This window comes from Rhodococcus sp. P4_B6 (genome assembly GCF_056402215.1).
Genome location: NZ_JBFUHV010000120.1, coordinates 1 through 22,198, shown reverse-complemented (window position 1 = coordinate 22,198; position 22,198 = coordinate 1). Strand labels below are relative to the sequence as shown.

Sequence of the window (22,198 nt, the reverse complement as noted above, 5' to 3'; positions counted from 1 at the left end):
CTTTGCGCCCGGTAGGGAAGCCCCCGTCGCAGCGTCTCCATCGTATGGCGGCTCGCGGTCGCGGACCTTGAACGCGCCGAGCTCGAGTAGCACCAACGTGGTGTGCGCGCCGAGAGCGGAAACGGAGCGAATCGCGGGCGTCCCCTCGAGGTTGGCCGGCGGAACAGCGCCTCGATCGATCTTCTCTTGATGGTGGTACTTCTCAGCCTGCCGCCGGAAGGCTCGTTCCCTTCTCGGCCCCGTGCCCCGTGGCCGGTATCTGCAACGCCATGCCCGGCGACAGCTGCCCCGTCGTGCCCATGTGGATCTTGGCGTGAGAAAACAAGACGTGTTCCGGCGCCCGATCCTGACGGTCTCCCGCCTCGTACGCGTACTCGCCGGGGGCCGTGCGAAGACGCTGGCGGCGATCGATCAGCTGCGTTGCGCAGCCCGCCGGAACGGCTGCTCCGCCCCCGGAACCAGGTCACCGATCACGCCACCGGCGCCGCGCGTGGCCGAGCGACAACACGATGGTTCGGAGCGATCGCCGCGGGTTTACAACGCGCGGCTACGACCGGCCCAATGGGGTGCGCGAAGGTCGCGTTTGAGGATCTTGCCCGTTGCGTTCCGGGGAAGGGCCGGAATGATTTCGATGCTGCGCGGCCGTTTGTAACCGGCCAGGTGCTGGGCGCAGTACTCGAGGAGTGTGTCCGTGTCGATCTCACTGCCGTTTCGGGCGACCACGACGGCTCGGACGGATTCACCCCATTTGTCGTCGGGAATGCCGATGACGGCGACCTCCGCGACGTCCGGGTATTCGCTTATTACGCGCTCGACCTCGGCGGGATAGATGTTCTCTCCTCCGGAGATGATGACGTCCTTGACTCGGTCCTCGACGTAGAAGTAGCCGTCGGTATCGCGGCGGCCGGCGTCGCCGGTCTTGAACCACTCACCCTCGAAGCATGCGGCGGTGTCTGCGTCTCGTTGCCAGTACCCCGACATGACCTGTGCTCCGCGGATCTGGAATTCGCCGACCGTGCCGTCGGGCAACTCCTCTCCGGTCACCGGGTCCACCACCCGAACTTCGACGCCGTCGACCGGCCACCCGGCTGCGTGCAGGCGCTCAGGATGTGCGGGATCGCGGTGATCGGCCGGGGGGAGCACGCAGAACACTCCGGAGGCCTCGGTCATGCCGTACACCTGGTAGAAGTCGACGCCGAAGGTGTTCATCGCCTCCCGCAGCAGCGCTTCGGGGATCGGTGACCCGCCGTAACCCAGGCAGCGCAGCGATGCCAGGTCTTGTCCGCTCACACCGGGGATCTGCAGCAGGAACCGGATGACGGCGGGGACGAAGAACGCATGAGTGACCGCCTGGTCGGTGATCTGTTTCAGGACCAGGGCAGGAACTACCTCGCGGACGAGGATCGTTTCCGCGCCCTGCGACATGGCCGCGAGCGCCCAACTGGTCCCACCGACGTGGAACAGCGGCATCGCCACCATGTTCACGCTGTCGCGATCGAATCCAAATGCGGTGCTGGCTGATTCGCTGTGCGCGCCCACCGATCGGTGCGTCAGCATCGCGCCCTTGGGGTGTCCGGTGGTACCGGAGGTGTACAGCTGCAGGAAGCAGTCGGTGGGGTCGGCGCGATGTGCGGGTACGTCGGACGGTGCAGAGTCGAGCCAGGACTCGTACTCGTCGTGTTCGCCGCCGAGCACCACGATCGTGCGCACATATTCGAGATCGGCCCGAATCGATTCCACAACTCCGGTGAACTCGGCGCCGAGGATCAGCAATTCCGCGCGGCAGTCGTTGATGACGTAGGCCAATTCCGACGGCGCGAGGCGGAAGTTCAGTACCGCGTTGACCGTTCCGGCGACCGCGCACCCGAGGGTGGTTTCGAGGCTGGCGGGGTGATTCTTGTCGAGGAACGCCACCCGGTCCCCGGCCGCGAGTCCGAGCACGAGCTGCGCGGCGGCGTTGCGGCGTACGCGTTCCGACAGTTGTTGCCACGTCCACGACTGGTCCTGGAACCGGATCGCGATGCGGGCGGGATCCCGCGAGGTCCAGTGGGTGATCGGGTCGAAGACATGAAGGATGGGTGAAGCCATCAGGCACCTCTCGATGGGATTTGTGCAGGCCGTGGCGGCCAACTCAACTAGTGACCGTACGCACGGTCAGTAAAGCAGAAGGTGACGTGGGGCACAAGGGCTTGCACGGGGGAGGGGACGTTTCTTTGCGTCCCACTCGGCAAGGTGGCGGGAACAGCCGAGTGCACTATCGTGACATGGGTCACGGAACGTCTCGTGCTAGGTCCTCACTAGCGTTGCAGCGCAGCCTAATAGGATGACGCCGCTTATCTGTGTCGGACTGCAGATATCCCTACTCGGCATGAGCGTCAGGGTTGTTGGTAGTGATGAACTCGGCAACTGTGGGCTGGGCGCACGAACCTTCGGTGCGGCTGCACAACCGCACGCCGACGTGTCAGATCGCCGGGACGACGGGAGGTTCCCCCTGAACGCGGACACCGGTTTTCATGCGGCGAGTGACCGCGCAGACGTCGAGCGAGATCGTCGCTCGAACTCCACCGGTGTGAGGAATCCGACGGGCGGAGTGACGGCGACCGGCACGTGGACGGGACCGGTTTCGGTCTAGGACGCCGCGAGACCGGACGGGGTGGAGTCCAGCAGGCATTGCCGCGCGGTTTGCGCCGCCAGCCCGTGCGGATCCGCCAGCCCTGGCAAATTGGTGCGGCGGACCAGCAGGCTGCCGAGGACGAGATCGACGAGAGCGGCCCCCACTTCCTCCGCGGTCTCGTCGCCGTCCGGATCGAACCAGGTGTACGCCCACTGGGCGGATCCGAACATCAGCAGCGACTGCACCTGCAGATCCGTCTGCCGGAACCGGCCGGCGGCGACGCCGTCGCTGATCACGGTCCGCACAAGCCCGATGTACTCGGTGCGCAAGCTGACGCCCTCGGCCTCGCCGTCGAGCGCGGACAACCGCATGACCTCCCGCTGGAAGGCGATGGTGGCATCCCGGTCGTGTTCCTGATAGAGGATGAAGGCGAACAGCAGACCGGCGAGTTGCTGGTCAGGGTGTTCGAGCCGGCTGATCAGCAGTTTCGCTTCGGTGAGGCGCCGGCGCATATAGGACTCGTGCAGCGCCGCGAGGAGACGGTCCTTGGTTCCGTAATGGTGGACGATGGTGCCCTTCGAGATCGACAACTCGTTGGCGATGTCGCTCAGGTTCGTCCCGTCGTAGCCGAATTGCGCGACGTTGTGGGTGAAGACCTCGAGGATCTCGTTGGCTTTTCCGGCCAGCCGGGTACCGGCCTTTGCCATCGTCTACCTCCACCTCGTTCACGGTCCGATCCGGAGACAGTCTAAGCGCCCTCGGTCGACTCTGGTTCGCCGCTGGTCACTGTGCGCGGGCGAACGCGGGGATCGGCTCGCCGCGACCGGTGTCGAGGACCTCGAGACGTACCGGAGTGCCGGCCGGGACATCGTCGGCGGTCTCGGCGCGCAGGATGCAGGTGGCGATCCACGGACCTTCGGTGAGTTCGACCAGGGCGAGCACGGTAGGGCCTGCGGGATCGACGATGGCGGTCACCACCGCGCCCTGGCCGGACGAGTCGATCCATATGAGCTCGTCGCTGTGACAAGAGGGGCAGCTGATCGTGTCGGGGCGGCTCACATGCCCGCACCGTATGCAGGAGCGGAGCATCAGCCGGCCCCCGGTGAGGCCGTCGAAGAACGGTGCCGAAGCGTCGTCTCGGCTCGCGGGAATGGTCATCGCTTCTTCCTATTGGTGCCTGTCATGAGGGTTCAGGCCGCTGCGGTGGAGAGCACCAGGGTGCCGTGGTGGTCGAGGATTCCGCCGTTGCCGCTCACAATCGCGGTGCCGTGCCGGGTGACCTGCCGAACCCCGGCCTCGCCGCGCAATTGGGTGAGCCCCTCGACGAGCGGGGTCATGCCCCACAGGTAGAACGAGGACAGCTGTCCACCGCCGGTGTTGGTGGGCAGTGCGCCGCCCGGGGCGAGTGCCCCGCTGGCGGCAAGTTCCCCGGCCTCGCCCTTGCCGCAGAAGCCGTAGTCCTCGAGGGTGACGAGCAGGGTGTAGGTGTAGCAGTCGTAGATCTCCCGCAGATCAATGTCGTCGACGGTCATCCCGGCCATCTTCAGTGCGGCGGGGCCGGAGACGGCGGCGCCGGTGACCAGCCCGAAATCACTTCCCCGTTCGAGAACGTGGCCGGGATGGGCTTGACCCCACCCCCGCACGTACACCGGTGTCGTGGGCAGATCCCGTGCGCGCTCGGGGGTGGTGACCACGACCGCCGCACCGCCGTTGGAGACCAGGCAGCAATCGAGCAGATGCAGGGGGTCGACGACCCAGCGTGAGCGGTGATAGTCGTCGAGTGACAGCGGCGTCCGCATCTGGGCCACGGGGTTGTCGAGAGCCCACGCGCGCTGGGATACCGCGACGGCACCGAGTTGTGACGACGTGACCCCGTAATGGTCCATATAGCGACGGGCCGCGAGCGCGTAACGGTGGTTGACACTGGTGAATCCGGCCGCGGTCTCGGCGCTCCGAAAGCCGGTCGCGGTCAGCGAAGTGGCTCGATAGGCGTCCGAACCGCCGGCGTTCTCCTCCTTGGGGTCGTCGGCGAACACGCACACCACAGTCTCGGCTTCCCCGGCGAGAACAGCCTTCGACGCCTGAGCGGCCATGATCGCGGCGGAGGCACCGAAAGCGTTGACCTCGCTGAGCATGCGCAGGTCCTGCAGTCCGAGGGTGCGAGCCAGGGACAGATTGAGATCGGTACCCGCGCGGGCGTTGACCAGCAGTCCGTCGATATCACCGAGGGCCAGCCCGGCATCGGCCACGGCCAACCGGACCGCGTCCGCGGCAAATCCACGTGCTGTTCGCCCGAAGACCTTGCCCACCTCGGTGAGCCCGTAACCGACGATGGCTGCGTTGCGCTCTGGCATAAACCCTCTCTTCCTTCGAGCTTTCCCGATGCGGCTGTGCCCGAGCAGTCAGCGAACCGCGCTGAGCGCGGCATCCTTCTCCCCGCGAGTACGGGCGTAGTCGAGTGCTTGTTCCCAACTGGCGCCCTTGGCGATCAGGGCACGGTATTTCATGATGTGGGTCTGATGGTTCAGTGCCAAGGCGCCGACCACCCGGTCGCCGCGACGATACAACGCCACGAACGACCCGCTACCCAGATCTCCCGTGACGGTGACGATTTCGTCCGCGTCCGGTATACCGACGAATTGAATCCTCGTGTCGTACCAGTCGGACCAGAAATACGGCACCGTGCTGTACGGTTTCGCGGCCGTCGGGTCGAGGGCATGGCGGACGGCCGAGGCGGCCTGTTCGGCAGCGCTGGTCCAGTGCTCGAGCCGCATCGCGGTGTCGAACAACGGATTGTGCCAACGAGCGACGTCGCCCGCGGCGTAGACGCCCGGCAGGGAGGTGGCCAGGTTTTCGTCGCACACGATGCCCCGATCGAGCGTGATACCCGACGAGGTGAGCCAGTCGGTGGCCGGATCCGCGCCGATCCCGACCACGACCAGGTCGGCCTCGACCGTGGACCCGTCCGACAGTCGCACCGCCTCGACCCGACCGTCACCGAGGACGGCCTCCACCCCGACACCGCAGCGCAGATCCGTGCCGTTGCGGCGGTGCAGTTCGGCGCAGGCCTGCCCCATCTCCTCGCCGATGGCGCGGACCAGCGGGACGGGCAGTGCCTCGAGGACGGTGACGTCCAGTCCGCGTTTCCGTGCGCCCGAGGCCACCTCGGAGCCGATGAATCCGGCGCCGACCACCACTGTCTTCGCGCGGTTGTCCAGGGCGGCGCGGACGGCGACCGCGTCGTCGAGGGTGCGCAGGGTCTCGACGCCCGCCAACCCGGCGGTACCCGGAAGTCGGCGCGCGGTGGACCCGGTCGCGATCACGGCGATGTCGTAGGGCAGCGGGCCCTGCGAGGTGTGGATCRTCTTCTCCGCCGGATCCAACTGTGTCGCCGCGGTTCCGAGTCGAACGTCGATTCCGGCTGCGTCGAACACTTCCCGGGCCCGGAAGGTGGTGTCCGGGGGCGTCGGCGCCGGGTCGAGGAAGGCCTTCGACAACGGGGGGCGGTCGTAGGGCAGGTGTGGCTCGGCGCCGACGAGGGTCACCGTTCCGGTGAAGCCGGCCTTCCGGGCGGTCTCGGCGGCGCGCAGCCCCGCCAACGACGCCCCGACCACCACGAGATTCTGTTCGGCCATGGTCTCAGTCCTCGACGAGCGCGAGTGCCTCGGTCGGGCACCCCTCGATGGCGGCACGGACGTCGTCGATGACGCTCTCATCGGCGTCCTCGCGCAGCAGCAGCAGCCCGCCGGCATCGTCGATCTCGAAGATGTCCGGGGCGAGGGATTCGCAGATACCGAGACCGGTGCATTTGGTGCGATCGACGCAGATTTTCATGACGTGGCCTTTCCGAGGTGAACGGGCAGCTTCTTGATTCCGTTGATGAAGTTCGAGCGGAACCGGTCCGGGGGRCCGGTGACCCGCCAGTGGGGGAACCGCGCGAACAGGGTTTCCAGGAGCACCTTCGCCTCGAGGCGGGCGAGGCTGTTGCCGAGACAGAAGTGGGTGCCGGCGCCGAAGGCGACGTGATTGGCGGCCCCGCGGTCGACGCGGAACTCGTCCGGCGCCTCGAACTGGGCTTCGTCCCGGTTGGCCGAGACATAGAACATCACGACCTTCTGCCCTTCCTGCAGTCGCTTGCCGCCGAGTTCGGTCTCCCGGGTCACGGTGCGACGGAACTGGATGACCGGGGAGTGGAACCGGAGCACCTCCTCGATGGCCTTCGGCAGCAGCGCCGGGTCGGCGGCCAGTTTGCTGCGCTCGTCCGGGTGTTCACTCAGGGTGAGGACGAAGCCGGTCAGCAGGTTGCGGGTCGTCTCGTTTCCGGCGATGACCAGCAACTGGAAGAAGCGGTTGAGCTCCTCGCTCGACAGACGAGCGCCATCGACCTCGGCGTTGACGATCAGGGACCACACATCGGAGCCGGGTTCGGCGCGCTTGGCCTTGGTCTGCGCGTTGGAATACTTGAACATCTCGATGAACGCGGAGAGGAACGCCTCACGCCCGCCGTAGGAGGGATCATCGAGTCCGACCATGCGGTTGGTCCAGTCGTAGAGCAGGTGCCGATCCTCGGACGGCACGCCGAGGACGTCGGCGAGCACCCGCAGCGGCATCTCCGCCGAGACGTGCTCGACGAGGTCGATCTCACCGTCGTCGGGCAGGGCAGCGACGATCGCCTGCGCGTGGGCGGTGATGCTGTCGAACATGCCCCGCACCATCTTCGGGGTGAAGACCTTGCTGACGATCGATCGCATCTGCGAGTGGTCCGGGGGGTCGAGGTTGAGCATCATCTGCTGCAGGGCCGCCAGATCCTGCGGCCGCTGATCGCGCAGGAACGAGGCACCCTTGTGGGAGGAGAAGACGTCCGGATTCTTCGAGACCGTCATGACATCCTCGTAACGGGTGACCGCCCAGAATCCCGGACCACCGGCGAAACCGTCACCGGCCGGCTCCTCGATCCAGGCCACCGGTTCGTGGCGGCGAAGCTCGGCGAACACCTGGTGCGGAACTCCGTCGGTGTACGTGTCCGGGCTTCCCAGATCGGTGTGCAGTGTCGATAACGTCATGGCGTTGTCCTTCTCGCGTTTCAGGAAGGGGAAAGTGGTCTGTAGGGAGATCAGCAACCATCTTGACTGACCGTACGTACGGTCTAGGGTAGGGAGCAGCTGCCCACGGGTCAAGACAGGCGGGCTGAACGGCCTCGCCGACGGGCAGCGGAACGTGACGAACCTCCCCACCAGCCAGGACGGACCTGCCATGCACAGCACCATGCAAGATGTCGATCTCCTCGTGTCGGATTTGTTCCTGCACGGCCTCCGCACGCATCCGGAGAGTTCGGTGCTGCACTACCAGGGCGGACGGGTGCAGCGCACCTCGTTCCGCGAGTTTGGGGCCACCGTGACCGCCCTGGCCGCGGGGTTGCGCCGCCTCGGTATCCGCACCGACGACGTGGTCGCCACCCTCTGCTGGAACAGTCCCGCCCACCTGGCGGCCTACTTCGCAGTCCCGGGAATGGGCGCGGTGCTGCACACGCTGAACCTGCGGCTGCACGACGATCAGATCGTCTTCATCGTCAACCACGCCGCCGACAAGGTGATCCTCGTCGACGCCGACCTGGTACCGCAGCTGCAGCGGGTGATCGACCGGTTGCCCACCGTCGAGCACATCATCATCGCCGGCGAAGCCGAAGCGGACCTGACCGTGCCCGACGGTGTGCGGGTACACCACTTCGGCGACGTTCTCACCCACGACACCGATTTCCGCTGGCCTACATTGGACGAACGAAGCGCCGCCGCGCTGTGCTACACCACCGGCACCACCGGCGACCCGAAAGGCGTTGCCTACAGCCATCGGTCGATCTATCTGCACAGCCTGCAGATCTCCACCGGCAGCGCCTTCGGGTTCTCCGACGCCGACCGGGTGCTGCCGATCGTGCCGATGTTCCATGCCAACGCCTGGGGCTGGCCGCACGCGGCCTGGACCAGCGGGGCCGACATCATCCTCAACGACCGGTACCTCCAGATCGAACACCTGGCGCGCATCATCACCGAACTGCGACCCACCGCGGCCGCCGCCGTGCCCACCTTGTGGACCGGAATCGACGAGTACGCCCGCACACTCGCAGCCGATCTCACTAGCCTGCGGCTCGCCGTGTCCGGTGGCTCCCCACTCGCGGCCGCGCTGGTGCGGAGCATGGCCACCCACCACGGCGTCGCGTTGACGCAGGGGTGGGGCATGACCGAGACCAGCCCGCTGCTCACCTTTTCGCGCCCGCCCCGCAACACCCCCGACGTCGAGGTTGCGCAGTGGGCGAGCCTGACCGGGCGCATCGTTCCGGGAGTGCAGGCGCGCATCGTCAGCGAAGCCGGCGTCGAGTTGCCCTGGGACGGCGAATCCATCGGGGAAGTCCAGCTGCGCGGCGCGACGATCGCGGGCAGCTACTTCCGCACCGAGGCCCCCGACAAGTTCGACGATGGTTGGTTGCGCACCGGCGACCTCGGGGTCCTGCACGAGGGTGGATGGATCCAGCTCAAGGACCGGCTCAAGGACGGCATCAAGAGCGGCGGGGAATGGATTTCCACGGTCGAACTCGAGAACGCACTGCTCGAGCACGACGCCGTCGCCGAGGTCGCGGTCATCGGTGTTCCCGACCCGAAGTGGGAGGAACGGCCCTTTGTCTGCGTCAAACTTGCGCCGGGGGCCAGGGTGACCGCGCCCGAACTTCTCGCCTTCCTCGACGGCAAGGTGGCTCGCTGGTGGCTCCCGGAACGGTGGGCCTTCGTGAACGCCCTCCCCAAGACCAGTGTCGGCAAACTCGACAAGAAGGACCTGCGCCGGAGCTACGACGCCGATGAACTGGCGGTTGACGACCTGCGGACTGTCCGCACGAGCGACAGCGTGCATCCCCCGTCTCGGTAGACACCACCACCGAATCCAAATTCCTCGACAACGAGACACGCCAATGACGACGAAGTAAGGACACGCAAACATGAAATTGGGATTTCACCTGGGCTATTGGTCTACCGCGCCCTCGGACGACGAACGAGCGGCCTTCTCCCGTGCGGAGAGTCTCGGCTACGACTCGGTCTGGACTGCCGAGACCTACGGATCCGACTGCTTAACCCCCTTGGCGTGGTACGGCGCCTCGACCCGCACTGTCGGGTTGGGCACCAACATCCTGCAAATGTCGGCGCGGACCCCAGCGGCGACTGCCATGGCGGCGATGACACTGGACCACCTGTCTCGGGGCCGCTTCATCCTGGGTTTGGGCGTCTCCGGGCCACAGGTCGTCGAGGGATGGTACGGGCAGCCGTATCCTCGACCGCTCGCTCGCACACGAGAATACGTCGAACTCGTCCGTAAGTTCGTGCGACGAGACGAACCCGTGAGTCACGATGGTTCGTTCTACCAACTCCCGCTGCACGGTGGCTCCGGCCTTGGAAAGCCACTTCGGTCCATGATCCACCCCATTCGTACCGAGATCCCGATCTATCTCGGGGCCGAGGGGCCAAAGAACATCGCACTCGCCGCCGAGATAGCCGATGGGTGGCTGCCGATCTTCTATTCGCCCCGAATGGACGACTTCTATCGAGGAGCGCTGGAGGAAGGATTCTCGAAACCCGGAGCCCGCCGATCTCTGGACGATTTCGACATCGCCGCCACGGTCCCCATTGTCATCGACGATGACCTCGAGAAGGCAGCCGACGTGATCCGGCCCAACATCGCGCTCTACGTCGGTGGAATGGGCGCCCAGGAAGCCAACTTTCACAATCAAGTGTTCGTGCGCATGGGTTACGAAGCGGAATGCGCGCGCATTCAGCGCCTTTACCTGGATGGGCACAAGTCCGAAGCAATAGCATCGGTGCCCTTGGCCATGGTCGAGGATGTCGCCCTCGTCGGATCACGAGAGAAGATAAAGGATGACATCATTCGATGGGAGAAGACGGCAGTCAAAACGCTGCTACTTCAGGGCCTCGGTTACTCCTCGATCGAGGCGGTTGCAGAACTTCTCGCGTAATGAGACGTACACGCGATGGACCAGGGTAGCGCCCTGATGGTCCATAAGTGATGACCACATGTTGGATGAACTCCGAATCACCGTGTGGCTCAATTGCCTTACGTGACAGCGGCAGCGAGTGTCGTGACGACGATGGGGGAGGGGCTCGCGCCCGGCGATCCCCTGGGCGTCCCTCGTGGTGAATGCGTTGAGGAGGCTCGATCGCGTCCTCGTAGTCCCGCACGACATCGAAAAGCGCATGGGTCTGGTCCTGTGAGCTCGTCAACTGCTATTGACCGTACAGGCGGTCAGCTGTACGTTCTGGTTACCGCACCGAACAGAGGGAGCCTTCCGATGCGCATCGAAGCCGCAGTGCTGCGTCACCACGACGCACCGTTCGAGATCGAGACGGTGGAGTTGGCCGACCCGACCGGTGGCCGACTGCGGGTTCGCATCGCCGGTGTCGGGTTCTGTCACACCGACGTCCTGCCCAGGGACCCGTCGTTCCTCGCTCAGCCGCCGATCGTGGTCGGCCACGAGGGGGCCGGAGTCGTCGAGGAAGTCGGCGCCGGTGTCACCGGCATCGAGGTCGGCGATCATGTTCTGTTGTCGTTCGATTCCTGCGGGCTGTGCGAAAACTGCGTGGGTGGGCACCCGGCGTATTGCTTCGCGTTCTTCGCGCGCAATCTGTCCGGCCGTGGCCCCGATGGGCCCGGCCCGCTCACCGACGTGAACGGCAACGCCCTTGCGTCACGGTGGTTCGGTCAGTCCTCCCTGGCCACCCACGCGATCGTCACGTCCCGCAATGTCGTTGTGGTCGACAAGGATCTGCCCCTGCATCTGCTGGGTCCGCTCGGGTGCGGGATCCAGACCGGCGCGGGGTCGGCGCTGATCGCCTTGAAGGTGCGCCCGGGCACGACGTTCGCCGTCTTCGGGGCCGGAGCGGTGGGTTTGTCCGCGGTCCTGGCCGCGCGGGTGGCCGGCGCCTCCCGGATCGTCGCGGTCGACCTGCACGCGAACCGACTCGACCTCGCCCTCGAACTCGGGGCAACGGACGTGATCGAGGGCTCCGCGGACGACGTGGCCCGCCAGATCCGGAAGCTGACCGGCGGCGGCGTCCACGCGGCCCTGGACACGACAGGAGTCCCGCAGGTCATCGCCTCGGCGATCGACAGCCTCCGGCCCACCGGAACCGTCGGTCTCGTCGGCGCGGCGACACGCGAGCTCGTCCTCGCACCGGGGGCCCTGGCTGCCGGCAAGAACGTGATGGGCATCCTCGGGGGTGACGCCGTTCCGCAATTGTTCCTGCCTCGGTTGATCGACCTGTGGCGACAGGGCCGGTTCCCATTCGATCAGCTCATCCGCACCTACCCACTCGCCGATATTGCCGCCGCCGAAGCAGACGCCGCCAGCGGCGCCACCATCAAACCGGTTCTGCTTCCGAATTCCTGACCCGCCTGACGGACGACCGATCGAGGACCCGCATGAAGTACACCCGCTCGCAGCTGTTCATCGACGGCCGGTGGCACACCCCGTCCACCTCCGAGACCATCACGGTGATCTCGCCGACCACCGAACAACCGGTCGGTTCCGCGCCCGACAGCACTCCCGCAGACGTCGACGCGGCCGTCGCCGCCGCGCGCGGGGCGCTGCGTGCAACCCAGTGGGGCGCGCTGGAACCTGTCGAACGCGCAGCCGCTCTCCGGCGATTCGCCGATGCGCTCGACCGGCGACGAGAGGAAACGGCCGCGGTGGTGACCGATGAGAACGGTATGCCCTCGGCGATCTCGTTGGCCGCGGAGGGCAGTGGACCCGCCGCGACGCTGCGGTACTACGCCGATCTCGCCGAGAAGATTCCAGTCGAGACTCCGCGGACCTCGGCGAACGGCCGGTCCACGACGATCGTGCGCCGTGAGCCGATCGGTGTTGTCGCCGCGATCATTCCGTGGAACTTTCCACAGTCGCTCACCATGTTCAAGGTGGCGCCGGCGCTTGCGGCAGGCTGCACCGTGGTCATCAAGCCCGCCCCGGAGACCGTGCTCGACGTGTTCCAACTCGCGGACGCCGCGGAGGAGGCCGGACTCCCAGCAGGGGTACTGAACATCGTGACAGGTGGTCGCGAGATCGGTTCCTACCTCGTGGGCCACCCCGGTGTGGACAAGGTCGCCTTCACCGGGTCCACTGCTGCCGGACGGGCGATCGGGGAGACGTGTGGTCGCCTGCTGCGGCCGGTCACCCTCGAACTGGGGGGTAAGAGCGCAGCGATCGTCCTCGACGATGCCGATCTGGTGAGCGTCGCGCGCGGGATGTCGTGGGCGAGCCTGCTCAACAATGGGCAGACGTGCTACCTGTCCTCCCGGATTCTTGCGCCCCGGTCCCGGTACCGCGAAACCGTCGAGGCGGTCGCGCATCTCGCGTCGTCGCTGACGGTCGGTGACCCGACCGACCCCGCCACCCGGGTCGGACCGCTCGTCTCCGAACGCCAGCGCCGCAGTGTCGAGGCGTACATCGAGACCGGCAAACGCGATGGTGCCACCGTCGTCGCGGGTGGCGGCCGACCTAAACACCTCGATCGCGGATGGTTCGTCGAACCGACAGTCTTCGCCGACCTCGACAATTCGGCAACCGTGGCGCGTGAGGAGATCTTCGGTCCTGTCCTGACCGTCCTGCCGTACGGGGACGTCGACGACGCGGTCGCGATCGCCAACGATTCCGACTACGGACTGGGCGGCACTATCTGGACATCCGATCCCGACAGGGGCCTCGACCTTGCTCGCCGTATCGAAACCGGCAGTGTGGGAGTGAACTTCTTCGATCTCGACATCGGAGCCCCATTCGGCGGGGTCAAAGCCAGCGGACTCGGCCGCGAACTCGGCCCGGAGGGCCTGAGCGCATACGTCACCTTGAAGTCGATCTACACTCGCTGATCGGCCGTTGGGTGGCGCGCCCGACACTGGAGGATCACCGGCGGTGTCGATGCAAGTTGTCGGGTGCGGGGTAAGTTGTGAGGGAAAGATATTCAACGATCCTGTTCAGCCAGCCAGCCAGCCAGCCAGTCAACAGTCAGCGATGGCCTTGCCCCTCCGGTAGCCAGGTGGAGAGTGCTGCGCGACAAACCTAGAGGTCAGGTGGGCGAACCTCCCTTCGTGGTCCGCGGACGCTCTCCGGGACGGTGGCCCGCACTGACGGATCGTTTCACAGAGCCGAAAGCGACCGTCGCTTGTCGCGGTCGGTGCGCATCACCGTCGGCGTCGTGTGTCGGACGGCGTTGACGCTGGTGCGGTTCAGGTGGGGGAGAGGATGGCGCTGTGGTCGGCGATGATGCGGGCGACGAGGTCGCGGCCGGGGCCGTGGTCGAGTGGCAGGGGCGTGGTGGTGGGGTCGAGGGTCAGGTCGGGGTGGGGTGTGATCGCGGGGTCGGTGGTGAGGATCCAGGCGAGGGTGTCTTCGTTGTGCCGGGGTCGGTAGGCGAGGCCGTCGATGTCGGCGTCGGCGGCGCGGATGGCGTGGGCCCACCGTCTTGTGGTGACGTAGTGCCGGGCTTCGCATTTGGTGAGCCAGAGGTCCTGTCCGACCGCGGCCAGGTGTGGACCGTGGAGTGCGGCGGTGGTGAGGGTGCGGGTGACGGTGAGGGCGGTCAGGGTGCGGCCGGTCACGGCGGAGGCGGGAACGATCCGCGCGATGGTGGGGTCGAGGGGGAGGTCCCGGCAGATGGTTTCAGCGATCGCCCCGTCGGGGCTGTCGGCGATGTAGAGGTAGGCGTAGCTGCCGTCGAGGGAGTCGAAGCGGCCGCCGGCGAGTTCGTCGGGTTGGGCGGTGGGGTTCGGGGCGTGTGGGGCGCGGTGGCTGCTGTGCACTCGCCACACCACTGTTCCGGCGGTGAGCACGGTCTTATGCGCCGGCCGGAGCAGTCCTGCGGCCGGTGGTTCGATGTTCGGCATCAGTCGGGCAGCACCGCGGCGGCGAGCCGCTCGAGCTTCTGGCCGGTAGCGGGGTCCGGGTCGGCGGCGAGGTCGGCCGGGGTCTGCCCCTCGGGCAGGCGGGTGGAGGGGGTCAGCCACCACGACGCGACACCCCAGGGGTCGGCGGCCGCACCGAGGGCCGCGTTGATCGCGGCGACGGTGTCGCGGACCGAGGCGGTGGCCTCGTCGAACTGGAACGCCGGGTACCGGTAGCTGTTGCCCACCGGGAGGGCGACGACCTTGCCGGTGGTGCGGAGCCTCGAGGCGACGGTGCGATCTGATGCGGGCCTGCGTAGGACGGCGGCGACCTGGCCGGCGGTGAGCATCGGGTGGTCGAGGATGTGCCGGCGGGCGGCTTGCTCGAGATCGGCCTGGGCGATGGCGTCGTCGACGAGGTCGGCGCCGATCCGGGCGGCCTGGGTGCGGTCGGTCAGGGTCGGTGCCATCGCCAGCAGCGCGGTCACCTGGTTGCGGACCAGGTGCATCTCTGGGCGGGCGGCGAGTTCGGAGGCGACGACGTCGATCAGTTCGGGGGTCGACAGATCCGACAAACGCCGGTCGTCCGGCGACGGAGTGGCGTGCGGGCGGTCGCCGGAGCGGGTGTAGCGGCCGGTCGCGGTGTCTCGGCGCAGCCGGTGGCCGGCGAGCTTGTGGTGTCGCCGGGGGGAGATCGATCGGTGGGTCGACATGGCACTCCTTGCTACGTTTGCACCGATATCTTACATCGTTGCTTTCGTTGCGGCGAGTGCTGGGCACATGCTGTTGATCACCGCCCACAGGGCAGGATGGGACCGTGAGCGACCGAACCGCAGCAGACCTCGAGCGTGAACTCGCCATGCTCGCCTACGTGCGTGACCGCCTCCGGGCTGCGGAGGGCAACGACTTCCGCATCCCGACCACCGCCGTCGACCAGGTCCTCGATGAGTACAACACTCTCGAACGACCACCGCGGGATCCCACCTGACGCGTGCAAGGCCCGCGGGGCTGGTCACCGGTGTGAAGGGGCCGCGCCCCGGTGACGTCACCGGGGGTCTGGCATGCGCTGCCACGCCACCCCCGCGCTTCGAAATCAGCTCTCCCTTCCCGGTCGGGGCACAGTCCACACGCCCATCCCCGGCCAAAATGTGGTGCTGTAGGGGATGCCCAGGGTGATGGTGGCGACGAGGACACCGGACCCGGTCGCGGCGACCGCCGGTGGCGGTGATTGCGGGGAGTTGGATGCTCGCACCTCGGCATCCCCGATCGCGCCGGTGGTGAGGTTGCGCCAATGCACGGTCCCGGTGCATCCGGTCTCCATGCGGAAGTACGTGAGACCCGGTGTCGCGGTGTCGGTTCGCGCGATGACGCGGCCCTGGAAGATGCCCATCCACGTCGCATACTGAAACGACAGCGTGTTGCCGGCCACCGGAACGGGCAGAACCGTATCGACCGGTGCCGCGGACACAGTCGGTGCACCGACGATCGCAGCCGTCAGCGTCGCCAGGGTTGCGATTCCGGCCGCGAGAAGGCGCGGCAGACGGGGGCGTGATGAATCCTTCATGACCGGTCCTCTCGGGCGATGTAAGGCCATCTTCCGCCGGACATCCACCACGGGTTGCCGGAATCGCGGACTCCAGTGGCGACGTCGGCGTGATGCGGCGACGGCGGCAAGGCCGAGGCGGTTGTCGATCGCGGGCGCGATAGCTGCAGCGCGCGTATCTTCTCCGAGGTGCGGCCCGGCCGGGAGCCACGCGCTGAGCCCGCCGCTATCGGATCGCCGCCACTCGGACTCACTTCGCCTGGTTCACAGTGTCATTCACGTGGATGACACCGGTCTGCTCGGGAGAATCGACCCGTGGACGCCATGCGGGTCGGCGGCGACACAATGTTTGCCGGGTAGTGTCCAAGAATGAAACGAACCGATTAGTATCCGCAGTTGATGCGACGGACGTCGGTAACCGGGCGTCGGCCTTTTGTCCGGCCGCGCAGGGTTGGTGCGGTTCCGGGTCGAACGAGGGTGGTTTCTGGTGGAGTTTCCGATGCTGTCCAAGGGACAGAACGTGTCGCTGCCCGCTGAGGTGGAGCAGATCGATGTGGTGCTCGGGTGGACCGAATCGGAGGTCGAGGTCGATGCGTCGGCTCTGCTGCTGAACTCCAGCGGCAAGGTCCGCTCCGACGAGGATTTCGTGTTCTACAACCAGCCCGAGTCGACAGACGGGTCGATCCGGTTCCTGGGTACGAGCGGCACCGAGGAAGGTGCGCAGGCGAGGATCGCGATCGACCTGTCCGCCGTACCCGAGGACGTGCACACCGTGGCCTTGGTCGGCAGTGTGGGCAACGGCAGGTTCGGTGATCTCGGAAAGCTCGCTCTGCGTGTCGTCGACGGGGCCGGGTACACGTTGGCGGAGTACGTCACGGCCGATGCCACAACCGAGTCGGCGTTCGTGTTCGGCGAGGTGTACCGCCGCAATGGGGAGTGGAAGATCCGGGCGGTCGGGCAGGGCTGGGAGTCCGGGCTGGCGGGTTTGGCCACGGATTTCGGTGTCGACATCGACAACGAGCCGGATCTCGAACCCGCCACCGGTGATGACTCATCCGGCAGTGTCGAACCCGCTGCGCCGCCGCACGGGTCCGCCGGTGACGCCACGCATCTGGTGCCCGAACTGCCCGCCACACCCACCGCACCGGCGACACAGGCGAAGCCGAGGACCCGGGGTGTCCGCACCGCCAAGCGAGCGGTGCGCAAGTCGAAGCCGGTCGAATTCACCCTCGCCGAACAGGACACCTGGCAGCCGGCGCGGTTGTTCTCGGTCATCGGTGTCGGGACCGGTGAGGAACAGGAGCGGCGGGCTACCTCCGCGTTGATCGCCACCATGCAGGCGGTGCACCCCTTCGCACGGGCGGTGTGCGCCCGGATGGGGGCACCGGTCGGTGTCTTCGAAGGTTATGTCGAGGTGGCGTACGAGCGGGGTGAGAGCAAGGTGATCCCGGACGCGGTGCTGAAGGTCTCCCGCGGTGCCAGGGTGTGGACCGGCCTGCTCGAGGTCAAGACCGGCAACGGCAAGCTCAGGAAGGAGCAGCTCGAGAACTATCTCGATGTGGCGCGGAAGAAGAAGTACGACGTGGTGGTCAGCCTGTCGAACGACGTCCCCGCCAGTGCCGGGGAGTTGCCGGTGGAGGTCGACCGTCGCAAGCTCGCCAAGGTCGCGCTGCGGCATTTGTCGTGGGCGGAGGTGGCGCACGAGGCACGGATGTTGCTCTCGCACGGCGGTATCGACGACGACCTGCAGGCCTGGATCCTGGCCGAGTTCCTGCGCTACCTCGACCACCCCCGCTCCGGGGCGGCGGAGTTCGTCGACATGGGCCGGCACTGGGTGACCGTCCGCGACGCGGTCACCGCCGGTATCCTGCGCGCCGGCGACCAGAAGGCCGCCGCCGTGGCCGACACCTGGGTGTCCCTCTCCCGTCATCTCGCGCTGCGGTTGACCGCCGAACTCGGTGTCACCGTCAAACACATCCTGCCCCGCCGCCACGGTAGCGACCCGGCCGCCCGCAATGCGGCGGTAGCCGAGAGGTTGGCGACCGACGGGGTGTTCGAAGCGGTGCTGCGGGTCCCGGAGACCGCCGGTGATCTGGTGGTGACCGCGGATGTGCGGACCAACAAGATCCGCTGCCGCACCACCGTGGAGGCACCGAACGAGGGAACCTCCGGTCGCCGGCTGTCGTGGCTACTCAGGCAGCTCAAGGACGTGCCCGGCGACGTTGAGGTCGAAGCGGTGTTCTCCGAGCGCGGCAACGAAGCCTGCGAGCACCTCGACACGGTGCGTAAGGATCCGAAGGTACTGACCAATGGGCGCTCGGGGGACATCGTGTCCTTCTCCCTCGAACAGACCTTCCCGATGGGCGGTCGGCGGTCGGGCACCGCGGCGAGCTTCATCACCAGCGTGACGTCATCGACCGACGCGTTCTACGGCACGGTGGTTCAACAACTGCGGGAATGGGTGCCGGCAGCGCCGAAACAGAATGAACAGCCGAAGCCGGAGACCGCAGAATCCGAGGGGGAGTAACCCTCGGTATGCGTGTTCGACGTTGCGCCGCCTTCGGATGGTGGTGAAGTCGTGCGTCAGTGACCGGATGCTCGTGCGCATTTCACGTATTGACCGAACTACACGTATCTACCGGCAGAAGTAGAGAGGATCGCGCACCGGCGCGGCACCACGAACGATGACGGCATTGATCCGCGGACAGAACACTGCGCTCAGCCATGTGCCACTGACCATCGACGTTGCCGGTGTCACCCCGGGCACGGTCGACCTATTGGTCTTCCAGCTCGATTCCGCCGAGAAGGTCCGCCGCGACGACGACCTGATCTTCTTCAACCAACCCACCTCCCGCGAGGGCGCCGTGCGCCTGTCCGGAACCAGCACGGTGGAGGTTGATCTGCCGCAGATTCCGGCCGACGTGCAGCTTCTGCGTATCGCGGTTGCGCTGGACGACGCCGCTACCGGCAGCCTCGCACTGATCAAGGGACTCGGGGTGAGGGTGTGCGGCCAGGATGGCACCCGTGTCGATGCTGCCGCAATCGGATTGACCAGCGAACGTGCCGCGGTTCTCCTCGAGCTCTACCGGCGCGGTGATCAGTGGAAAGCCCGCAACATCTCGGCGGGGTGGGACCGCGGCCTGGCAGCGCTGGTGATCGAACACGGCGTCACAGTCGACGACCCCGCCCCGCCGGCTCCCGAGCCGGTACCAACTTCTACCCCGGCACCGGCTCGCACCCCGGCAACACCAACGAGTCGACAGATCGTCCTCATCGTCTATCCGGTGAAGAAGAAGTTCACCGTCCGCACCCCGGCTGGCGATTCCTCCTATGATGTGCCGTCGGGATTCGAGATGCTGCATTTCGACCTCGAGCACATGTTCGAGGTTGCCTTGAACGGGACCGGTATCGATCCGGAGAACATTTGGTGGGAACTGTCGTTCGATCCCACAGACCAGGTCGACGAGTACACGATCAGCAAGGTGGCCTTCACGTGCAGGCCCGCGTACACGCGAGATCCGTTCGGCGTTCGTATCACTTACGAAGAGGACGGAATGACCAAGCGGTACGGGTACCGCCCGGACTTGGACTTTCCGGAATGGCGTGGTGGGGTCGGAACCGGTCCGTGCAAGCTGCATTCGATCGCATTCGATCTGCGGATGTGGGCGGACAAAGCGGTCGAGGAAGGATATCGATTCGACGGACCGTGGATGTTCCGGTTCGTCGAGGACCCTGACAGCGGCAAACTCCTCGAGGCATTCAGTGCCGCGTCGTGGACCAAACCCAAGCGCTGGCGGGTCGCCCCCCAATAGTTCCGCCGTGATGGCACACACCTTGAGGGACCGTCGGTGCCGAGAGCTTTCGCCCCGTACCAAATGGCCACTGTCGGGTAGCCACAGTTGCCGGACGGTGTCTGGCTGTGCGGTGGGACACTGAGCGGCTACCGAGGCGAGTCCGATCAGCTTCGGTTCAGTCGGTGATCGCTCCCGGCACTCGTGCTGACATCGCGGTGTGGCCGCCCGATGTGGGAATGTCCGTCCGGCGGTGATCACCCGTGTCGATCACCCTCGAGCGGTCCACTCGTGCGTAGTTATTTGCGGGCGGCGGTCCATTTGAGGCCCCAGCGGTAGGTTTTGGAGATTTCGGATTGGGTTCCGTTGATGTACCGCACTTCTCGTGTGACGGTGAGTTCGTTCTTTTCGTTTTTCAGGAGAGCGATGGCGCAGGATCGGGCGCGGTTGTCGGGCGAGTCGAGGCGCACTTCTACTTGGGGGCCGTGGGGTGGGTACAAGGTGACCACGCCGTCGGCAGYGGACCAGTTCGGGGTGCCGTCGTAGATGTAGGCGAAGATGAGGATGCGTTTGAAGTCCGCGAGGTGGGCGAGGTTGATGTGCAGGTTCTCGCCGCCGGCGTTGGTGCCAGAGCGGTCGTCGCCGTCGAGGGCGATGTAGGGCGGGTAGTTCAGATCGCCGAACGCGTTGCCGAGCGCTTGGACGACGCCTTTGGATCCGTTGGTGAGTTGGTAGAGGCAGGCGAGATCGAGGTCGATCGCGCCGTTGCCGAGGAGTCCGCGCCGGCCGCGGGTCCAGTTGAGGTTGATCCGCATCGTGCCGGTGTCGCCGCCCTTGGCGAGGGACACGGTGGGGGCGGCCTTGGTGAGGGTGATCTTGCTGAGCTGGACCCGCGGCTGCGGCGCCGGAGGCGGGGTGGGTACGGGAGGGCGAATCACGTTCGCAGGTGACGGGATCGGGGGAGTGGGCGCAGGGGTGGGGACAGGCGGGTGGGTGGGGGCGTCGTCGACGGTGACACCGTGTTCGGTGACGAGGGCCTTGAGGCCACTGTCCCAGCCGGCGGAGACGTTCCGGATCTTCCATTGTTCACCGCGCCGGTAGATCTCGGCGAGGACGGCGGCCCGTTCGGTGGTCAGGCCCAGGGCCGGGGCCGAGACCGAACCCAGCGTGACGCCGAGGCCGGGAATGGCGGCGAGGCTGCCGGGAGCGGAGTCGTCCATGCTCACCGCCAGGCGCAGCGTGTCGATCCCGTACGGCACCTTGGTGACGTCGACCGCGACCGTGCTGGGGCCGGTGAGCCGGACCGCTCCCTCGGGGGAGGCGGGTTGGTTGAAGAAGACGAAGTCGCTGTCGCTTCGCACCTTTCCGGTGGAGGTGACCTGGAAAACCATGAGGTCGACGGTCCCGGGGGTGACGCCGGCGACGTTGACGGTCAGCTGCGGTGCGGTCAGTGGGGTGTTCTGACCGCGGACAAGCGAAGTCATGGGTCTCTCTCCTGCAGTTGCTGTGATGAAAAGGTGCCGCTCGCACCGGGTGTGGCTGCTAGTCGGCGCCCAGAGGGGCAAAGGGGGGCGACCGTTTCGGGTTCACCCCGCCGCGCCAGCCGCGGCGGGGTGAACAATGTCCCGGTTGCCGTCTGGGGCGAGCTCGGCCGGTGATCGATCAGCCTGTTCAGCCGACGGTGACCTTTTCCGGTTCGTCGTCACGCTCACCGGTCGCCTCGACCGGTTCGAGGCCCCGGCGGTTGCGGACGATGCTGGAGATGAACGCGGCACCGATCAGGGCGACGCCGACGAGGCCGGTGACGTTTTCGTTGACGTGGTAGCCGATGGAGATCAGCAGGATCACGGCCAGTGTGCCGATGGCCCAGTGGGCGCCGTGCTCGAGGTACACGTAGTCCGACAGGGTGCCCTTGCGGACGAGGAACACGGTGATGGAGCGGACGAACATCGCGCCGACGAAGCCGAGGCCGAGGGCGATGATGATCGGGTCGGACGTGATTGCGAAGGCGCCGATGACACCGTCGAAGGAGAACGACGCGTCGAGGACCTCGAGGTAGAGGAACAGGAAGAACCCGGCCTTGCCGGTGGCCTTGGCCAGCTCGGTCGGTCCGCCCTTGGACCCTTCGATCGGTTCGCCGTCTTCGTCTTCCTCGGGGGTGTTGAACAGTTCACCGAGACCGTTGACGGCGATGTAGGTGACCATGCCGAGGACGCCGGCGATCATCACGGTGGACACGGTGTCCTCGGGGGCGATGTAGGCGGCGGTGATCAGCAGCAGGACGCCGGCGAGGATGACGGCCAGCTGGTCGAGCTTGCC

Annotated in this window: 20 protein-coding genes and 1 pseudogene; 7 read left to right on the top strand and 14 right to left on the bottom strand. The window is 66.5% G+C overall.

Annotated elements, in window-relative coordinates; genetic code table 11:
- Window positions 1-202 precede the first annotated feature (202 nt).
- From AC1DWT_RS36145 to AC1DWT_RS36110, 8 genes are all read right to left on the bottom strand, one after another.
- On the bottom strand, window positions 203-325 hold the full coding sequence (locus tag AC1DWT_RS36145) for a hypothetical protein (RefSeq protein ID WP_259376049.1): 123 nt from the start codon (window positions 323-325) through the stop codon (window positions 203-205).
- A gap of 209 nt (window positions 326-534) precedes the next feature.
- Complete coding sequence (locus AC1DWT_RS36140; RefSeq protein WP_206015716.1) at window positions 535-2,088, bottom strand: long-chain-fatty-acid--CoA ligase; 1,554 nt, start codon at window positions 2,086-2,088, stop codon at window positions 535-537.
- Between the two features lie 540 nt (window positions 2,089-2,628).
- Window positions 2,629-3,321 (bottom strand): TetR/AcrR family transcriptional regulator, encoded by a 693-nt coding sequence (locus AC1DWT_RS36135; RefSeq protein WP_206015717.1) that lies wholly within the window; start codon window positions 3,319-3,321, stop codon window positions 2,629-2,631.
- Between the two features lie 76 nt (window positions 3,322-3,397).
- Window positions 3,398-3,772 (bottom strand): Zn-ribbon domain-containing OB-fold protein, encoded by a 375-nt coding sequence (locus AC1DWT_RS36130; protein ID WP_206015718.1) that lies wholly within the window; start codon window positions 3,770-3,772, stop codon window positions 3,398-3,400.
- 32 nt (window positions 3,773-3,804) lie between these two features.
- Window positions 3,805-4,968, bottom strand: coding sequence for a thiolase family protein (locus AC1DWT_RS36125; protein WP_206015719.1), 1,164 nt, complete (start codon window positions 4,966-4,968; stop codon window positions 3,805-3,807).
- A gap of 48 nt (window positions 4,969-5,016) precedes the next feature.
- A complete protein-coding gene (locus AC1DWT_RS36120; protein ID WP_477924330.1) occupies window positions 5,017-6,249 on the bottom strand; it encodes an NAD(P)/FAD-dependent oxidoreductase in 1,233 nt (410 codons plus the stop codon).
- A 4-nt stretch (window positions 6,250-6,253) separates the two neighbouring features.
- Window positions 6,254-6,448 carry a ferredoxin gene (locus AC1DWT_RS36115; protein ID WP_206015721.1) on the bottom strand — a complete coding sequence of 65 codons (195 nt, stop codon included), beginning with the start codon at window positions 6,446-6,448 and terminating at the stop codon, window positions 6,254-6,256.
- Window positions 6,445-7,677, bottom strand: a complete 1,233-nt coding sequence (locus AC1DWT_RS36110; protein ID WP_206015722.1) for a cytochrome P450 — start codon at window positions 7,675-7,677, stop codon at window positions 6,445-6,447. The genes AC1DWT_RS36115 and AC1DWT_RS36110 overlap by 4 nt, the downstream gene beginning before the upstream one ends.
- 190 nt (window positions 7,678-7,867) lie before the next feature.
- On the opposite strand from AC1DWT_RS36110, the gene AC1DWT_RS36105 reads away from it, so the two are divergent.
- The 4 genes from AC1DWT_RS36105 (at window position 7,868) to AC1DWT_RS36090 (ending at window position 13,534) form a co-directional block, all read left to right on the top strand.
- Window positions 7,868-9,529, top strand: a complete 1,662-nt coding sequence (locus AC1DWT_RS36105) for a fatty acid--CoA ligase (protein ID WP_206015723.1) — start codon at window positions 7,868-7,870, stop codon at window positions 9,527-9,529.
- A 70-nt stretch (window positions 9,530-9,599) separates the two neighbouring features.
- On the top strand, window positions 9,600-10,628 hold the full coding sequence (locus AC1DWT_RS36100) for an LLM class F420-dependent oxidoreductase (protein WP_206015724.1): 1,029 nt from the start codon (window positions 9,600-9,602) through the stop codon (window positions 10,626-10,628).
- A 333-nt stretch (window positions 10,629-10,961) separates the two neighbouring features.
- Window positions 10,962-12,059 (top strand): NAD(P)-dependent alcohol dehydrogenase, encoded by a 1,098-nt coding sequence (locus tag AC1DWT_RS36095; protein ID WP_206015725.1) that lies wholly within the window; start codon window positions 10,962-10,964, stop codon window positions 12,057-12,059.
- A gap of 32 nt (window positions 12,060-12,091) precedes the next feature.
- Window positions 12,092-13,534: an aldehyde dehydrogenase gene (locus tag AC1DWT_RS36090; RefSeq protein WP_206015726.1), complete on the top strand. Its 1,443-nt coding sequence runs from the start codon at window positions 12,092-12,094 to the stop codon at window positions 13,532-13,534.
- 357 nt (window positions 13,535-13,891) lie between these two features.
- On the opposite strand, the gene AC1DWT_RS36085 is transcribed toward AC1DWT_RS36090, so the two are convergent.
- The gene (locus tag AC1DWT_RS36085; protein WP_206015727.1) at window positions 13,892-14,548 is read right to left on the bottom strand and encodes an RES family NAD+ phosphorylase; all 657 of its coding nucleotides are present in this window, start codon (window positions 14,546-14,548) and stop codon (window positions 13,892-13,894) included.
- On the bottom strand, window positions 14,548-15,258 hold the full coding sequence (locus AC1DWT_RS36080; RefSeq protein ID WP_206015728.1) for a hypothetical protein: 711 nt from the start codon (window positions 15,256-15,258) through the stop codon (window positions 14,548-14,550). Before AC1DWT_RS36080 ends, AC1DWT_RS36085 begins: the two co-directional genes overlap by 1 nt.
- Before the next feature lie 104 nt (window positions 15,259-15,362).
- On the opposite strand from AC1DWT_RS36080, the gene AC1DWT_RS36075 reads away from it, so the two are divergent.
- Entirely contained in the window at window positions 15,363-15,533 is a 171-nt protein-coding gene (locus AC1DWT_RS36075; protein ID WP_206015729.1) for a hypothetical protein, read from the top strand.
- A gap of 105 nt (window positions 15,534-15,638) precedes the next feature.
- Here the strand turns inward: AC1DWT_RS36075 and AC1DWT_RS36070 are convergent, their stop codons facing one another.
- Window positions 15,639-16,109 carry a hypothetical protein gene (locus AC1DWT_RS36070; RefSeq protein ID WP_206015730.1) on the bottom strand — a complete coding sequence of 157 codons (471 nt, stop codon included), beginning with the start codon at window positions 16,107-16,109 and terminating at the stop codon, window positions 15,639-15,641.
- 466 nt (window positions 16,110-16,575) lie between these two features.
- Between AC1DWT_RS36070 and AC1DWT_RS36065 the strand changes: the two genes are divergently transcribed.
- Together AC1DWT_RS36065 and AC1DWT_RS36060 are read left to right on the top strand one after the other, a co-directional pair.
- The gene (locus AC1DWT_RS36065) at window positions 16,576-18,615 is read left to right on the top strand and encodes a TerD family protein (protein ID WP_206015731.1); all 2,040 of its coding nucleotides are present in this window, start codon (window positions 16,576-16,578) and stop codon (window positions 18,613-18,615) included.
- 157 nt (window positions 18,616-18,772) lie between these two features.
- Window positions 18,773-19,900 (top strand): TerD family protein, encoded by a 1,128-nt coding sequence (locus tag AC1DWT_RS36060; protein ID WP_206015732.1) that lies wholly within the window; start codon window positions 18,773-18,775, stop codon window positions 19,898-19,900.
- Between the two features lie 278 nt (window positions 19,901-20,178).
- On the opposite strand, the gene AC1DWT_RS36055 is transcribed toward AC1DWT_RS36060, so the two are convergent.
- The 3 genes and pseudogenes from AC1DWT_RS36055 to AC1DWT_RS36045 form a co-directional block, all read right to left on the bottom strand.
- The gene (locus AC1DWT_RS36055; RefSeq protein ID WP_477924335.1) at window positions 20,179-20,817 is read right to left on the bottom strand and encodes a TerD family protein; all 639 of its coding nucleotides are present in this window, start codon (window positions 20,815-20,817) and stop codon (window positions 20,179-20,181) included.
- Window positions 20,818-20,913: 96 nt separating this feature from the next.
- Window positions 20,914-21,363 (bottom strand): annotated as a pseudogene (locus tag AC1DWT_RS36050) (TerD family protein); the annotation flags it as partial.
- Between the two features lie 187 nt (window positions 21,364-21,550).
- A partial coding sequence (locus AC1DWT_RS36045) for a DUF475 domain-containing protein (RefSeq protein WP_477924325.1) occupies window positions 21,551-22,198 on the bottom strand: 648 nt, incomplete at its 5' end.

Coding starts and splice junctions, on each gene's coding strand:
- AC1DWT_RS36140 (WP_206015716.1), bottom strand. CDS start 2,088: ATGGCTTCACCCATCCTTCATGTCTTCGACCCGATCACCCACTGGACC.
- AC1DWT_RS36135 (WP_206015717.1), bottom strand. CDS start 3,321: ATGGCAAAGGCCGGTACCCGGCTGGCCGGAAAAGCCAACGAGATCCTC.
- AC1DWT_RS36130 (WP_206015718.1), bottom strand. CDS start 3,772: ATGACCATTCCCGCGAGCCGAGACGACGCTTCGGCACCGTTCTTCGAC.
- AC1DWT_RS36125 (WP_206015719.1), bottom strand. CDS start 4,968: ATGCCAGAGCGCAACGCAGCCATCGTCGGTTACGGGCTCACCGAGGTG.
- AC1DWT_RS36115 (WP_206015721.1), bottom strand. CDS start 6,448: ATGAAAATCTGCGTCGATCGCACCAAATGCACCGGTCTCGGTATCTGC.
- AC1DWT_RS36105 (WP_206015723.1), top strand. CDS start 7,868: ATGCACAGCACCATGCAAGATGTCGATCTCCTCGTGTCGGATTTGTTC.
- AC1DWT_RS36100 (WP_206015724.1), top strand. CDS start 9,600: ATGAAATTGGGATTTCACCTGGGCTATTGGTCTACCGCGCCCTCGGAC.
- AC1DWT_RS36095 (WP_206015725.1), top strand. CDS start 10,962: ATGCGCATCGAAGCCGCAGTGCTGCGTCACCACGACGCACCGTTCGAG.
- AC1DWT_RS36090 (WP_206015726.1), top strand. CDS start 12,092: ATGAAGTACACCCGCTCGCAGCTGTTCATCGACGGCCGGTGGCACACC.
- AC1DWT_RS36085 (WP_206015727.1), bottom strand. CDS start 14,548: ATGCCGAACATCGAACCACCGGCCGCAGGACTGCTCCGGCCGGCGCAT.
- AC1DWT_RS36080 (WP_206015728.1), bottom strand. CDS start 15,258: ATGTCGACCCACCGATCGATCTCCCCCCGGCGACACCACAAGCTCGCC.
- AC1DWT_RS36070 (WP_206015730.1), bottom strand. CDS start 16,109: ATGAAGGATTCATCACGCCCCCGTCTGCCGCGCCTTCTCGCGGCCGGA.
- AC1DWT_RS36060 (WP_206015732.1), top strand. CDS start 18,773: ATGACGGCATTGATCCGCGGACAGAACACTGCGCTCAGCCATGTGCCA.